At 71.4% G+C, this 14,640-nt stretch carries 13 protein-coding genes and 1 pseudogene; 9 read left to right on the forward strand and 5 right to left on the reverse strand.

Annotated elements, in window-relative coordinates; genetic code table 11:
- The first annotated feature begins 53 nt into the window (after positions 1 to 53).
- The gene (locus FB559_RS24135) at positions 54 to 830 is read left to right on the forward strand and encodes an alpha/beta fold hydrolase (RefSeq protein ID WP_141957900.1); all 777 of its coding nucleotides are present in this window, start codon (positions 54 to 56) and stop codon (positions 828 to 830) included.
- 4 nt (positions 831 to 834) lie between these two features.
- Positions 835 to 2,028, forward strand: a complete 1,194-nt coding sequence (locus FB559_RS45685; protein WP_141957902.1) for a M20 metallopeptidase family protein — start codon at positions 835 to 837, stop codon at positions 2,026 to 2,028.
- Between the two features lie 15 nt (positions 2,029 to 2,043).
- On the opposite strand, the gene FB559_RS46810 is transcribed toward FB559_RS45685, so the two are convergent.
- Together FB559_RS46810 and FB559_RS46295 are read right to left on the reverse strand one after the other, a co-directional pair.
- Entirely contained in the window at positions 2,044 to 2,235 is a 192-nt protein-coding gene (locus tag FB559_RS46810; protein WP_425455120.1) for an MMPL family transporter, read from the reverse strand.
- Between the two features lie 17 nt (positions 2,236 to 2,252).
- Positions 2,253 to 4,160, reverse strand: a pseudogene (locus FB559_RS46295) (MMPL family transporter); the annotation flags it as partial.
- 236 nt (positions 4,161 to 4,396) lie between these two features.
- Here FB559_RS46295 and FB559_RS24150 point away from each other — a divergent pair.
- Together FB559_RS24150 and FB559_RS24155 are read left to right on the forward strand one after the other, a co-directional pair.
- Entirely contained in the window at positions 4,397 to 5,596 is a 1,200-nt protein-coding gene (locus FB559_RS24150; protein ID WP_185792373.1) for a sensor histidine kinase, read from the forward strand.
- A complete protein-coding gene (locus FB559_RS24155) occupies positions 5,593 to 6,243 on the forward strand; it encodes a response regulator (protein ID WP_141957908.1) in 651 nt (216 codons plus the stop codon). The genes FB559_RS24150 and FB559_RS24155 overlap by 4 nt, the downstream gene beginning before the upstream one ends.
- Before the next feature lie 32 nt (positions 6,244 to 6,275).
- Here FB559_RS24155 and FB559_RS24160 read toward each other — a convergent pair whose 3' ends face one another.
- Both FB559_RS24160 and FB559_RS24165 read right to left on the reverse strand, forming a co-directional pair.
- On the reverse strand, positions 6,276 to 7,997 hold the full coding sequence (locus FB559_RS24160) for an Ig domain-containing protein (protein ID WP_246121989.1): 1,722 nt from the start codon (positions 7,995 to 7,997) through the stop codon (positions 6,276 to 6,278).
- Between the two features lie 363 nt (positions 7,998 to 8,360).
- Entirely contained in the window at positions 8,361 to 8,888 is a 528-nt protein-coding gene (locus FB559_RS24165; RefSeq protein ID WP_141957910.1) for a hypothetical protein, read from the reverse strand.
- 205 nt (positions 8,889 to 9,093) lie between these two features.
- Here FB559_RS24165 and FB559_RS24170 point away from each other — a divergent pair, with 205 nt between their 5' ends.
- The 5 genes from FB559_RS24170 (at position 9,094) to FB559_RS24190 (ending at position 13,357) form a co-directional block, all read left to right on the forward strand.
- Positions 9,094 to 10,575, forward strand: a complete 1,482-nt coding sequence (locus FB559_RS24170) for a sensor histidine kinase (protein WP_141957912.1) — start codon at positions 9,094 to 9,096, stop codon at positions 10,573 to 10,575.
- A 100-nt stretch (positions 10,576 to 10,675) separates the two neighbouring features.
- On the forward strand, positions 10,676 to 11,095 hold the full coding sequence (locus FB559_RS24175) for a roadblock/LC7 domain-containing protein (protein WP_141957914.1): 420 nt from the start codon (positions 10,676 to 10,678) through the stop codon (positions 11,093 to 11,095).
- Positions 11,092 to 11,451 (forward strand): DUF742 domain-containing protein, encoded by a 360-nt coding sequence (locus FB559_RS24180; protein ID WP_141957916.1) that lies wholly within the window; start codon positions 11,092 to 11,094, stop codon positions 11,449 to 11,451. The genes FB559_RS24175 and FB559_RS24180 overlap by 4 nt, the downstream gene beginning before the upstream one ends.
- Positions 11,438 to 12,040, forward strand: coding sequence for a GTP-binding protein (locus FB559_RS24185; RefSeq protein WP_425455080.1), 603 nt, complete (start codon positions 11,438 to 11,440; stop codon positions 12,038 to 12,040). Before FB559_RS24180 ends, FB559_RS24185 begins: the two co-directional genes overlap by 14 nt.
- Positions 12,041 to 12,112: 72 nt before the next feature.
- Positions 12,113 to 13,357 (forward strand): cytochrome P450, encoded by a 1,245-nt coding sequence (locus FB559_RS24190; protein ID WP_141957920.1) that lies wholly within the window; start codon positions 12,113 to 12,115, stop codon positions 13,355 to 13,357.
- A gap of 35 nt (positions 13,358 to 13,392) precedes the next feature.
- On the opposite strand, the gene FB559_RS24195 is transcribed toward FB559_RS24190, so the two are convergent.
- A complete protein-coding gene (locus FB559_RS24195; RefSeq protein ID WP_141957922.1) occupies positions 13,393 to 14,619 on the reverse strand; it encodes a cytochrome P450 family protein in 1,227 nt (408 codons plus the stop codon).
- Between the last annotated feature and the right edge of the window lie 21 nt (positions 14,620 to 14,640).

The following is a 14,640-nucleotide window of genomic DNA, read 5'->3' on the forward strand; positions in this document are numbered from 1 at the left end:
TTCACCCCGGAGTTACGCCTCCCTGACGAGACCTCGATCGACGGGAGACCCCCATGACCACGGACTTCGGTGAGCTCGCCTCCGACAGTCACGGCACCGACGACGACCGCCCGCCGCTGGTCCTGCTGCACGGCCTGAGCTATGACCGGCGGCAGTGGGGTCCCGCCCTGCGCGAGCTGGCCGTCGTCGACCCCGGGCGGCGCACCGTGTGTTTCGACCTGCCCGGCCACGGGGAGTCCCCGCCGCGCGCGACCTACCCTCTCGACGAGATCGCCGCGATCGTGCACGACGCCGTGGACGAGGCCGGGCTCGACGCGCCGGTCGTCGTCGGTCACTCGTACGGAGGCGCGCTCGCCACGAGCTACGCCGCCGCCTATCCGGTCCGCGGCGTGATCAACGTGGATCAGCCGTTGTGGGCCGGTGCCTTCGCCGCCCTGCTGCGCCGGTCCGAACCGGCGCTGCGGAGCCCCGGCTATCTGCGGGTCTGGGAGAGCCTGCTGTCCGGGATGGGCATCGAAGAGCTGCCGCCCGCCGCCCGTGAGCTCGTTCGTACGGCCACCACACCTCGTCAGGACCTCCTCCTCGGGTACTGGGCCGAACTCATGACCGGTCCGGCCGGGCAACTCGACGACCGCCGCGCCCGCGAGCTGGCCACCATTTACGCGCGCGGCGTCCCGTACCACCATGTCGCCGGGAACGACCTCGCGCCGGCGTACCGCGACTGGCTGGAGTCGCTGCTGCCCGGTGTCACCGTCACCGTGCTCCCGGGCGGCGGCCACTTCCCGCACCTGGCCGGCCCGGCCGAGTTCGCCAAGATCCTGGCGGCCTGAGCCGATGGGGGCTCATATCGTCACCACCGCGGATCTGCACGAGGACCTCGTACGCCTCCGGCGCGCCCTGCACCGGGAGCCCGAACTGGGCCTGGAGCTGCCGCGCACACGGGAGAAGGTGCTCGCGGCCCTGGACGGGCTCCCGGTGGAGATCACCGAAGGCGCGAAGCTGTCCTCGGTGACGGCGGTGCTGCGCGGCCCGGCGCCGGGCCCGGCCGTGCTGTTGCGTGGCGACATGGACGCGCTGCCGCTGACCGAGCGGACCGGCCTCCCGTACGCGTCCGAGATCGAGGGCCGGATGCACGCGTGCGGACATGACCTGCACACCGCGATGCTCGTGGGCGCGGCACGTCTCCTCTCGGGCACGGACTTCGCCGGGAGCGTCGTCTTCATGTTCCAGCCGGGTGAGGAGGGTCATGCCGGCGCACGCCACATGATCGAGGAAGGGGTGCTGGAGGCCGTCGGCGAGCGACCCGTCGCCGCGTACGCCATCCATGTGAACTCCGCGGGCACACCTCACGGGGTGTTCCGTACGCGACGTGGCCCGATCATGTCGGCCACCGACGACCTGAAGGTGACGGTGGCCGGCGCGGGCGGCCACGGCTCCATGCCGCACCTGGCCAAGGACCCGATCCCGGTGGCGAGTGCGATGGTCCTCGCCCTCCAGACCTTCGTGACGAGGACCTTCAACGTCTTCGACCCGGTGGTGATCACCGTCGGCGCCTTCAACGCGGGTACCGTGTCCGGCACCATCCCGGCCGAGGCGCGGCTCGGTGTCACCATGCGCTCCTTCTCCACCGAGGCGCGAGAACGTGTCCGCACGGGTGTACACGACCTGGTGTCCGGCATTGCCGCCGCCCACGGCCTCACCGTGACCCTGGAGGAGACGTTCGGTTACCCGGTGACGGTCAACGCCGACGCCGAGGCGGAGCTCGTCGCGTCCACCGTGAGCGAGCTGTACGGCGCGGAGCGGTTCCATTGGATGCCGGCCCCCATCGCGGCGGCCGAGGACTTCTCCTTCGTCCTGCGGGAGGTGCCCGGAGCGATCCTTCACCTCGGCGCGTGCCCGCCGGACCGCGATCCGCGTACCGCTCCGAACAACCACGCGCCGAACGCGGTCTTCGACGACGCGGTCCTGACCGACGGTGCCGCGCTCCTGGCGGAACTGGCCCTGCGACGGCTCGCCACGGCGACCTGACGTGGATGGTCGTGGTCATCGCCTCTGGCCGGGTCCTGAGGGTCGCGCGGGCCACCAGGCGCGTTCTCCGAGAATGAGCAGGCCGGCGGGGACGAGTACGGTGCGGACCAGCAGGGTGTCGAGCAGGACACCGAGGGCGACGGCGATTCCGACCTCGGCGATGGGGGCGGACGGGAGCTGGGCGAGGGCGGCGAAGGTGCCTCCCAGGACGTGCCGGCGGCGGTGATGACGCCTCCGGTGACGCCGAGTCCACGAAGAATGCCCTGCCGGGTGCCGCCGTGCCGGGCCTCCTCGCGGATGCGGGCGCTGAGGAAGATGTTGTAGTCGACGCCGAGCGCGACGAGGAAGACGAAGATGTAGAGCGGAAGCTGTGCCTCGATGCCGGAGAAGCCGAGCACGTAGCGCCAGAGCAGGCTCGACAGCCCGAAAGAGGCCGCGAAGCTGAGCGCCGTCGTGATGACCAGCACCAGCGGCGCGACGATCGCGCGCAGCAGCAGGGCGATGACGATGAGGATCACGACGAGCACGAGCGGGATGAGCACGAGAGCGTCGCGGTGGGCCGCCCGTGTGGTGTCGTACTGGACGGCCGGATCCCCTCCGACCAGTGAGCCCGGTGCGGAACGGTCGAGCCGGTCGCGCAGGTCCTGGACCGCCGCGGACCCCTTCGCGCCGTAGGGAGGGACCGACAGGCTGACCGAATAGCCGGCGTAACGTCCGGCCGGCGTTCCCGCCGTGACCGAGAAGACGTCCGGTGTGGTCCGTGCCGTCTCGGCGGCGGTGTCCGCCTCGCCCGGCGGGACGAGAAGGACGAGGGGGGCGATGTCGCCGGCCGGATAGTGCTCCGCGAGCAACCGCGCGCCGATCACGCTGCCCGGATGACCCTTCACGACGGCCACCGGATCGTTGTCGGTCCGCACGGTGGCGAGCCCGGCGCATGCGGCTCCGAGCAGCAGTACGGAGGCGAGGGCGATACGTACGGGATGCCGGGCGATCCGGGTGCCCATGCCCGACCAGAAGCGGGACATCTCGCGTCCAGGCCTGCCTTCGCGGGGGATCCGTGGCCAGACGGCCGCACGCCCGAAGAGGAGGAGCAGCGCGGGAAGCAGCGTGGTCTCGGCGAGCAGGGCGGCGATGATGCCGACGGCGCCGACCGGGCCGAGGCCGCGCAGGGAGGTCGACTCCGCCGCCAGGAGGCAGAGCAGGCCGGCCGTGATCGTCGCGGCGGAGGCGGCCAGGGTCGGCAGCGTACGACGCAGCGCGGCCGCCATCGCGTCCTCGGTGGCCGCACCGTGCCGCAGCTCCTCCCGGTAGCGGTGGATGAGCAGGAGCGCGTAGTCGCTGGCCGCGCCCAGGACCAGCACGCCGAGGATCGAGGTCGACAGCGAGCTCACGGTCAGCCCCGCCCCGGCGAGGCCGTGGGCGGCGACCTTGGCGACATCGCGTGCCGCGACCGCCGCGCCCAGGGGAAGGAGCCACAGCACCGGGCTCCGGTAGACGAGCAGGAGGATGAGCGCCACGATCGCCAGGGCCGTGAACAGCAAGGGGGCCGTGTTCCCGATGCCGCCGTCGGCGGTCACCGCGGCCGACCCGGTCACCGCGACCCGCAGGCCGCCGCGGTTCGCCGCCCCGCCGACGGCCCGCCGGACCGCCCGCACCGCGGCGCTGGACGAGCCGTGGGCCGGTGTCGTGATGGTCGCCGTGAACTCCTCCGCTCGCCCGTCGGCCGACCGCTGCGGCGTACCGGGCGCGCTCAGCCCGCCGACCCGGCCGACCAGGCCTCCCACGGCGGCATGCGCCGAGGCGACCGCCGCCAGGTCCGCGCCCGTCAGGCCACCGTCGCGGGCGAACACCACGGTCGCCTGGCCGCTCTCGGGCTGGCCGTGCCGGGCGGCGCCTTGGAGCAGGGCGACTCGCGTGGAGGGCGCCGAGGACGGCAGGTACGCCGAGGCGCTGTCGTCGGTGACTTTGGACAGGCTGCCGGCCAGCGGGTCGAGCAGGACGACGGCGAGAACCCAGACGATCACCACCGGCCAGCGCAGCCGGCGCAGGGCCGTCGCCGGCCGACCGCCGGAGGCCGGCCGACCGCCGGAGGCCGGCCGGCTCCGCGGGCGGACGGCGGGAAAAGGTGACATCTGGGGGACTCCTCCGGTCGGTTCTGCCGGGCTCCAGCGTCGTCCCGGGCGGCGGGCGGGATCGTCAGCCCGCCGGGCTGATTCGCGGGGGTCCCCGGTATGAGCCCGGTATGAGCCGCGGCGCGGAATCTCATACCGCGAATCCACCCTGGGGGGCCGGGACCAGGAGGTCCGCTGCGTTACCGTCGGTCCTGCCACGCCCGGAGGCCGGCCAGGGCGGCGGAAGGAGGCGTCCCGTGAGTGACATCGCGTCGCGCGATCTCCGCCAGGCCGTGAGCGGCAATCGGGGGATGCTGCGGGTCGCGAACCTGACGGCGCGGGCGGTCGGGTTCGTCCTCGTCGGCGTCTTCACCTTCGCCGCCCACGGACCCGGTACCGCCGATGTCGCCGTACAGATCGCCGTGTTCACCGTCACGGCCGTCCTCATGGTCGTGTGGGCCCTCGCCGACCGGCCGGCGACCTCGGGCGGGCGCTACGCCTTCCTGCTGCCGTACGTCCTCGGGGCCATCACCGTCATGTGCGGCGTGGCATCGGCGACACCGGGGGGCGGGAACTTCATCGTGCTGAGCGTCATCGCGGCGCTGTCGGCGGGAAGCGGCACGAGCCTGGCGGCCGGGTGGATCGTCGTGGGGCTGGGTGTGGCCGCGATCGAGGCGGCGGGGCTGGCACTCGGCGCGACCGCCTGGGTCACGGTCGAGTACCCCGGCTACCTGCTCGTCGCCCTCCTGATGGGGTTCAACCGGCGCACTCATCGCGTACGGGCCGACCAGTCGGCCGCCCTGCTCGCCAAGTCCGAGCGGCTTCGCGAAGAGCAGGCCGCGGTCGCGGCCCTGGAAGAACGCGCACGTATCGCCCGCGAGATCCACGATGTGCTCGCTCACTCACTCGGTGCGCTGGGGGTCCACATCCAGCTCACCCGGGCCGTTCTCACCGACCGGAACGACGTGGCACAGGCGGTCGAGCGCCTGGACCAGGCCCACCGGATGGCCGCCGACGGGCTCAGCGAGACCCGCCGGGCCGTACAGGCCCTCCGTGGGGAGACCTTGCCGCTCCCGGAGGGACTGGAGAGGCTGAGCGCGGACCATCGGCTCCGTCACGACGCACGAGTGACCTTCGAGGTCAAGGGCGTGCCGCGCCCGCTGCCGCCCGACGCCGGCCTCGCGCTCGCCCGCATCGCCCAGGAGGCGCTGGTCAACACGGCCAAGCACGCCCCGAACCAGCCCGTCGAGATGCGGCTCGACTACGCCGACGCCGACACCAGCCTCGTGGTGGTCAACCCCCTGGGCGGTGATGGCGACCGCGAAGGAGGACTCGCCACGGCGAACGCCGGGTACGGGCTGACCGGAATGCGCGAACGCCTCCTTCTCCTCGACGGCACACTGAGCGCCGGGCGGAACGGGAACGACTGGGTCGTCATGGCGAAGGTCCCGCGGTGACCGGGCGGCCCACACCGCTGCGGATCGTCGTCGCCGACGACCAGGCCAGCGTGCGTGAGGGGCTCGTCGTGCTGCTCGGCCTGCTCCCCGACATCGAGGTGGTGGCCGCCGCGGCCGACGGCCAGGCCGCTCTCGACGCGGTCGCCGCCGAGCATCCCGACGCGATCCTTCTCGATCTCCACATGCCCGTACTCGACGGAATCGAGACCACGCGCCGGCTGACCCAGAGCCACCCCGACGTCGCGATCGTGGTCCTGACGACGTACGCCGACGACTCGTCGGTCCTCGCCGCCCTGCGCGCCGGCGCCCGCAGCTACCTCACCAAGGACGCCAGCCGAGAACACATCGCCCAGGCGCTGCGCAGCGCCGCCACCGGCCTTTCGGTCCTCGACCCCGGCGTCCAGGCCGCGCTGGTCGCGGCCGCGGGACCGCAGAGACGCCCGCGGAGGCTCCCCGACGGGTTGACGCGGCGCGAGGCGGAGATCCTCGCGATGATCGCCCGAGGCATGACCAACCCCGATATCGCGGCCGACCTCTGCCTCAGCGCCCACACCGTCAAGAGCCACATCAATCGGATCTTCGCCAAGACCGGCTCGGCCGACCGCGTCGCCGCGATCCGCTATGCCCGCGACCACGCACTCGGATAGCGGCGCCACGGTCGGCCAGGTCCGGCGAGCTGTCAGGAGGTCGTGAGGGCGGTGTCGTCGAGGACGAACGAGGTCTGCTTCTGCGTGCCTTCGGTGCCGGTGAACCTCAGCGTGACGGTCTGGCCGACGTAGCCGTTCAGGCTGACGCTGTGCTGCGCGTAGCCGGTGACATGGTCGAGGTTGGAGTAGGTGGCGAGGGTCGCCAGGACCGTACCGGACCCGTTCACGAGCTGGACCTTCAGCGTGTCGTACGCCGTGGTGCCGGTCTCGGCCGTGTCGACGTGGAGCCAGTAGGAGAGCGTCGCGGAGCGGGCACTGGAGGGGATGGTGACCTGCTGGCTCAGCGTGTCGGTGGTGGTCGTGCCGTAGCCGTCGAGCCAGGCGTCCCAGGCTCCGGACCGCGCCGGTTCCTTGGTCCCGCTGTAGATGACCTTGGCGGTGCCGGTCCAAGGCGCCGCAGTGCCGGTCTCGAAGCCCGGGTTGCCGAGCAACTGCGTCCCGCCGCCTCCCGCGCCGCTGATCGTCCAGGTGAACGACGCCGACCCGGATGGTCCCGTGGAGTCGGTCGCGGTGACCGTGACCTGGCTCGTCCCGGCGGTGGTGGGCGTACCGGAGATCAGCCCGGTCGAGGCGTTGACGGACAGGCCCGACGGCAGGCCGGTGGCCCGGTAGGACAGGGTGCCGCCGGCTCCGTCGGAGGCGGAGATCTGCAGACGTGCGGCGGTGCCGACCGTCCCGGTCTGGGCTCCGGGATTGGTGACGCCGACCCCGCCGGGCGTGCCGGTGGAACCGCCGGTGAGCCAGGCGGTCGTGTTCAGCGCGATCGCGGCGTCGGTCCCCGCGGGGTCGTTCCAGCCGTCGTACAGGGTGTTGCCCGACTGCCCGGTGCCGTCGTCGATGGTGGAGCTGTCACCCCAGATGGCGACCCGGCCGCTGCCGAACGTGCTGCTGACGAGGAAGGCCCCCGTGTTGCCCGAGGGCGTCGCGGTGGTCAGGTACACCAGGCCCTTCACGTTCGCGTTGTCGGCGGGGTGCAGGGTGAAGGTGGTGCCGTTCCGCAGAATGCTCCCTCTCACCGTGCCGAACGGGCCGTTGATGATCGGGTTGGAGCCGTCGCGGATCGCGACCGGATTGTCGGTGGTGATGTTCAGGCTGTCGACCGAGAAGCCGAACGGATCGGTGTTGTCGACGCCGTTGGCGGTGAGCAGGTCACTGATGACCTTGGGGGAGTCCCAGCCGTCGTTGTCGCGGTCGCTGCCGGTGTGGTCGGAGATGAGAAAGAGCCCGCCGCCGTTCTGGACGAACCGCATGACCGCGGTCTTCTCCGCCGAGCTCAGCTGGACGTTGGGCTCGGGCAGCACGAACGAGTCGAAGTTGGACAGGTCCAGGGCGCTCGAGGTGTTCCCATAGGTGATCGTGTTGCCGGCCGGCAGCGTCTTCAGGCTGTACTGACCGGTCTTCTGCAGCGCCACGCCCCAGGAGGACAGAGCGCCGGTCCAGTCGGTCTCGGCGTTCGGGGTCGAGTCCTGCCCCAGCGGGTCGGGCTGGCTGGTGCCGATGATCCAGTCGGCGTTGCCGGCCGTTTCGGCCTTGGTGTTGTCGAACAGCACACGGTGCGCGGCGGCGGCGGCGGGTGCCGCCGTGCGGGCGGGCGTCGTGTCGGCGCGGACGGCTGAGCTGACAGAAATGGTCAGGCCGAGTACGGCGATCCAGAGGAACACTTTTCTGGGCTGGCGGAACAGTGAAAAGCGCACGACGCCTCCTGGCGGGGAGATGCGGGGCCGACGAACCTCCGCAATGATGGGCGCAGAACTCCCAAAAAGCTACATTTGATTATTTTCGGATGCGGCTCTCGCCGGTCCGGCAGCAGCCGCTCGACCGTCCGACCTGGGGAGACCGCCGGATCACCGCGGATCCGGCCGGGGCATGGCAGCCGCGGCGGGCCCGCCGCGACCACGTCGGGCGAAGGCGAACGCCGGGTCGGGACCTATGCCGCGAGGGCCTCAGCGCACGCTCTGCCGCGACGGCCACAGAGACGAGCCGGATGTCCACTTTCGGCCCCGTGGCGAAGCCGGAGCCGCCGTGGCCGACCTCGATGATCTTGACCCGACGCGTGATCATCCGGGGCGACCGGGGTTGCGGATGAGGATCGCCATCGGCTCGATCGCCTGCGATACTGGCCGGGCCCGAGCCGCCGCGCTCAGCGAAAAGCCAGGTCGGACCCTGTCCAGCAGGACCGGCATGAACAGGCGGCGACGAGGGCGACTTCGGCTTGCGCCGTCCCGCGCATTGACGTCCGTAGTGCCGCTGACCAGACTTTTCGTCAGAACGAAGGTCAATCCGTCGAACGCTCGCCGATGCAACTGGCGGAGGTCTAAGATGCCCGTTTTACGGGCAGACGACCCGTCTTTTGGCGAGCAAGCATCACGGGTGATGGCGAATGGTCGACCTGAGAACTCCGGCAAAGAACGGCCCTTCCGTTTCTCCGGGACGCCCATGCGCTTTTCCGAACCGGCCGAGCGCGCGATTCCCCGGCCGTGCTCCCCACCCACGTCCACGTACATGTGGATCGAGTCGCGGCGAGCCGTCATCGCTGTGACGGGAAATGAAGCCGAAAAAGCCGAGAACTGCCACTGGACAGGCACGACGACCTTTGGAGATCACCGCGTACGGTCCGGCCGGCGCGCGAACCGTGTGTGCCGGCCTCCCGGCCACCGCCCGAGCCGGTCGCGTTCCGTCGCTCGGAGCGGGCCACGGCGCGCGTGGCGCAGACCCCGTACCCAACCGCCGATGAGGACCTGATCGATGTCAGCACAAGCTTCAGTCCGGCGGCGAGCGGACCGCCCGGCCATGGACCGAGCCCGGCTCATCCTGCTGGCCACGGTGATCGTCACAGGTGCCGCCTGGCTCGGCACGACGTTCGCCGTACCCGCGGCGGAGCGCGGAGTCGTGACCGCCTGTGTCGGTGTCGCGGCGCTCGTCGTCTGCGCCGCCGTCACCGTCGCCGCCTATGCCTTCGAGTCCGCCCGCCGGCTCCGCGAGCGCGTGACGACGACAGAGGCGGAGCTCATGCGGCTGGCCGACGACACGTTGCCCGCGGTCGTGAAGCGGCTGCGCTCCGGAGCGTCGGGGGACACCGCGCTGGCCGAGGTCGAGCAGCCGGACTCCGACCCACAGTTGCGCATCCTGCAGACCCTGGTCGACGCGGTCGGCAGGGGGGAGCGGATGCGCGCGGCCGCCATGTCGGCCTGTGCGAACGCGGCCGGCCGCGTACAGGCGCTGGCCACCAGCATGCTCGCGGACCTGCGCGAGATGGAGAACCGGCACGACGAAGAGGTCCTCGGCGACCTGCTGAGACTGGACCACAGCACCGCCCAGGCCGGCCGTCTGGCCGACAGCATCGCCGTGCTGACCGGCGCCCGCTCCGGCCGCCGCTGGACCAAGCCGATCGTGATGGAGAGCGTCCTGCGCGGCGCGGTCGGCCGGATCAGCGCCTACCAGCGGGTGCGCATCCACTCCACCAGCACGGTCGCGATCGCCGGGTACGCCGCCGAGGGCGTGATGCACGCGCTCGCGGAGTTGATGGACAACGCGACGAGCTTCTCGCCTCCCTCCGAGGACGTGCACGTGTACGTGGAGGAGGTCTACGCGGGCGTCGTCGTCACGATCGAGGACGGCGGGCTGACGATGAGCCCCTCGGCGCTGGAGCGCGCCGAGCGCACGGTGTCGTCGGAGGCGCTGGACCTGACCACGCTGTCCGGCACCAGGCTCGGCCTGGCCGTGGTCGGCTGCCTGGCGCGTAAGCACGGGATGACCGTCTCGTTCCGGCCGTCCTCACGAGGAGGCACCGGCGTCGTGGTCCTGATCCCGCGGCAGCTGATCACGCAGGGCAGGCCGGGCACCGCTCCGGCCGCCTCCCGCGCCTCGGGCGTCGCCGCCCGGGTGGCCGGCGCGGCACCCGTGACCGAGCCGGCCACGGAGGTGCCGTCCCCCGCCGAGGCGGAGGACGGCGCGACCGTGACCCCGGACGCCACGCCGGTCGGCCTGACGGCGTCCGAACCGGACTCCGCGCGGTGGGACGCCGATCCCCTCGCGGACAAGGAGGCCGGCGGCCCCACCGGTACGGGAGAGGTGATCGCCGGGCTGCCGAGGCGTCGCCGGGGCGAGACGCTGGCGGCGGCACCGCGGAGCGCGGCCGCGGCAGACGCCGAGCCCGCGGCGCCCGCCAAGCCCGCGACCGACCCGGGCGAGAGGTTCCGGGCATTCCGCGAGGCCGGCCGCCGCGGTGGTGCGGGCGGCGGGGTACCCGCGCCGGCGCCCGACGACGCCTGATGACCTCGGTTATCCCTGCCAGGACGTACTCACGTAACAAGAGATTGGAGGCAGGGGCCGAGCCTCCGGCACGACACCGGACGATCGCCCCGAGAACCCGATGAAGACCACAGAACGTGACCTCGACTGGCTGCTGCAGAACCTCCTCGAGAGGACGCCCGAGACCCGGCACGCCCTGGTGCTGTCGAAGGACGGTCTCAAGCTCTGTCACACGAACGGGCTGAACATCGACAAGGCCGACCAGCTGGCCGCCATCGCCTCCGGAATCCAGAGCCTGTCCTACGGTGCGTCCGCGGAGTTCGGGGACGGCACCGGGGGACTCCGGCAGTCCATGACGGAGTTCCACGGTGGCCTGCTGTTCATCGTGGAGGCCGGCGAAGGCGCCCACCTCGCCGTCGTGGCCTCGGACGAGGCCGATGTCGGCCTGATCGGGCACAACATGCACGAACTGGTCGAACAGCTCGGGGAGTACCTCATAGCCCAGCCGAGGCAGGCCGAGCAGGACGCCGGCGCGCGATGACCTCACGGCCCCTCGACAAGGAGAACCCGGACCGGCTGTACATCGTCACGGGTGGGCGCAGCAGCGTGGACGAGAGCTCGATCGACCTCGTCTCCCTGATCGTCAGCGAGTGCGATCCCACGCCGGGCATGCAGTCCGAGCACGTCAGGATCCTGAGAATGTGCCACAGCCCGACGGCGGTGGTGGAGATCTCCGCGGAGCTCGGTCTGCCGGTGAGCGTGGTGAAGATCCTGCTGTGCGACCTGCTCGACACCGGCCGGATCACCGCGCGGCATCCGTCCACGGCTCCCGTCAAGGAAAAGCTCCCTGATCCCGCGACCCTGAAGCAGGTGCTCCTTGGACTTGAAAAGCTCTGACCAGGCCGCACGTACGCCGTTGCGGAGCACCGCCAGTGACGGACTGAAGATCGTGATCGTCGGCGGATTCGGCGTGGGAAAGACGACGCTGGTCCGCTCGGTCAGCGAGATCCGGCCGCTGAGCACCGAGGAGACGATGACGCGGGCGGGCGTCGGCATCGATGACGCGGGAGACGTTCAGGACAAGACGACGACCACCGTCGCCTTCGACTTCGGGCGCATCAGCCTGAACAACGAGATGGTCCTCTACCTCTTCGGCGCTCCCGGGCAGCAGCGGTTCTGGTTCCTGTGGGACCGGCTGTTCTCCGGCACCCTCGGCGCCGTCGTGCTCGTGGACACCCGCCGGGTGGAGGACTCCTGGTATGCCATCGACCGTCTGGAGCACCACGGCATGCCGTTCATCGTGGCCCGCAACCACTTCGGCGGACCGATGCCCGAGCTGGAGGACCTGCGGAAGGCGCTCGACCTGTCCGACGACGTGCCGCTGATCGACTGTGACGCCCGCGAGCGCGAGTCCGGCAAGGCCGTGCTGATCACGCTCGTGAACCACCTCTACAGACTGTCCACCGCGCTGGAGGGCGCGCACTGACCACGGCGCGCGGGCGGACGTTCCTTCCCCTGAGCGATCAGGTACCACGGGTGATGACGAATGGTCGAGAACATGCATGAACGCCCCGGCGCGCCGAGCGCGGGCGACGGCTTAGTACGGCTGTACGGGCCGCGGTTCCAGAGCGATCCGGCCGCGATCTACCGGGAGATCAGGCGCGAGCACGGGCCGGTGGCGCCGGTCCTGCTCGAGGGCGACGTACCGGCGTGGCTGGTGCTGGGCTACCGCGAGGTGCACCACGTCACGAGCAATCCCCAGATCTTCGGGCGTGACTCCCGCCGCTGGAACGCCTGGAAGGACATCCCCGCGGACTGGGCGCTGCGACCGTACGCCGAGTACCAGCCGTGCTCGGTGTTCACCGAAGGGGAGGAGCATCGGCGGCGCGGTGGCGCGCTCAGCGACGCTCTCGCCGCGGTCGACCAGTTCGAGCTGCGGAACCAGGTCGAGCGCATCGCCGACCAGCTCATCGACACCTTCGCCGAGAGCGGCAGGGCCGACCTGATGGCGCAGTACGCACTCCGCCTGCCGGTGCTGGCCATCGCGCGGCTGTTCGGCCTGTCCGAGGCCGACGCGCCGAGCCTGGCCGCGGACATCGCCGCCTCTGCCGACGAGGGGGAGGAGGCCGTACGGGCGCACCAGCGCGTGGTCGCACGGATGCGGCGGCTCGTCGAGGAGAAGCAGGCGCGACCCGGCGCGGACTACCCGTCCCGGCTGCTGGCCCATCCCGCGGGGCTGCCGCCGGAGGAGATCCCGTCGGACCTGTTCCTCACGATGGGTGCGGCACAGCTGACGACCGCGGACTGGATGGGCAACACGCTGAGGCTGATGCTCACCGACGACCGGTTCGCGCTGAACCTGTCCGGTGGCCGCCGCAGCGTCGGCCAGGCGCTGAACGAGGTGCTGTGGGAGGAGACGCCGACCCAGAACTTCGTCGGCCGGTGGGTCATCCAGGACACACGGCTGGGCGGCCGGCACATCCGCAAGGGCGAGGTGGTCGTGCTCGGGCTGGCGGCGGCCAACGCCGATTCACAGGTACGGCCCGCCTCGTACGCGCACGCGTCCGGAAACCAGGCCTACATGTCGTTCAGCCATGGCCTCCACGGATGCCCGCAGCCCGCGCGCGAGATCGCCGAGGCCATCGTCCAGACCGCGATCGAGGTGCTCGTCGACCGGCTCCCGGACATCGTGCTGGCGGTGCCCGCGCATGAGCTCGAATGGCGTCCGTCCGTGTGGATGCGCGGACTGATCGCCCTACCCGCCGAGTTCAGCCCGATGTACGCCGACCGGCCCGCCGGGTGAACGGACGCGCGTACGGCCGCCGGGCCGTACGCCGGTCAGCCGCCCTCGATGACGTACGCGGGCGTGAAGCTCACCGGCAGCACTGACAGGCCGCGGACGTGGAGGGCGGGCCGCCATTCGAGCTCGTCCTCCGGAACCGCGAGGCGCAGGTCCGGGAGCCGGTCGAGCAGCACCTCGATGGCCGTATGCGCGATGACCTCGGCGAGTTCCGGTGCCGGGTGGGGGCATCCGTGGTCGCCGGTGCCGAACGCGAGGTGGGCGTGGTTCCCGCCCGAGTCACCGTGGACGGCGGGCCGTACCCGCGGGTCGGCGTTGGCGCCGGCCAGCCCGACGATCATCACGTCGCCGGCCCGGATGCTCTGGCCGCCGAGCTCGGTGTCACCGGTCGCCCAGCGGCCCGGGGTGGCCTTCACCGGCGTGTCCTCCCACAGCACCTCGTTCAGCGCCTGACCGACGCTGCGGCGGCCGCCCGAGAGGGTCAGCGCGAAGCGGTCGTCGGTCAGCATGAGACGCAGCGTGTTGCCGATCCAGTTGGCGGTGTTCTCCTGGCTGCCGGAGATCACCACGAGGATGTCCTGGATCAGCTCCTCGTCGGTGACTCCGGTCGCGTAGCCGAGCAGGCGGGACAGGACGTCACGCCCCGGCCGCGCGCGCTTGGTCTCGATGAGACTCGTCATCACCGCCATGAACCGGACGTACGCGTCGAGGGCATCCTCGCGGCCGTCACTCATCGTCTTCATGTCCTGGGCGACGCCCATCAGCTCGGAGTCGGGCAGCCCGAGCATGCCGCCCATGACGAGCACCGGCATCCGGTACGCGTACTGCTCCATGAGCTCGACCTCACCGGCGGGGGCGAAGGAGTCGATCAGCCGGTCGGCGAACCGCTCGCAGTCGGCCCGCAGCCCGAACTGGTCCACCTCGCCGAGCGCGGCGGCGACCGCGCCGGCGCGGCGCGCGTGCACCTGCCCGTCCAGGAACATCAGCATGCCGGGCGTGTAACCCACGGCCTGCGGTGGCACGTACTCCGCGCCGTGGCAGCGGTACGGGTCACGGGCGAACAACTGCCCGTCGGAGAGGACGCGCTGCGCCTCGCGGTAGCCGACGACCAGCCACGCGGGGTCGCCGCTTTCGAGCAGGACCGGCACGACCGGCCCGTGGTCGCGCCGCATCTCACGGAACAGCGCCTCGGTGTCGGCCTCGAAGCGCTGCCCGTACAGCGGCACCGCGCCGGAATGTGCGCCTTCGGTCTCCGGCGCGGTCACGAGGCGCTCTTCTCGGCACTG

Source organism: Actinoallomurus bryophytorum, from assembly GCF_006716425.1.
Lineage (GTDB): Bacteria > Actinomycetota > Actinomycetes > Streptosporangiales > Streptosporangiaceae > Actinoallomurus > Actinoallomurus bryophytorum.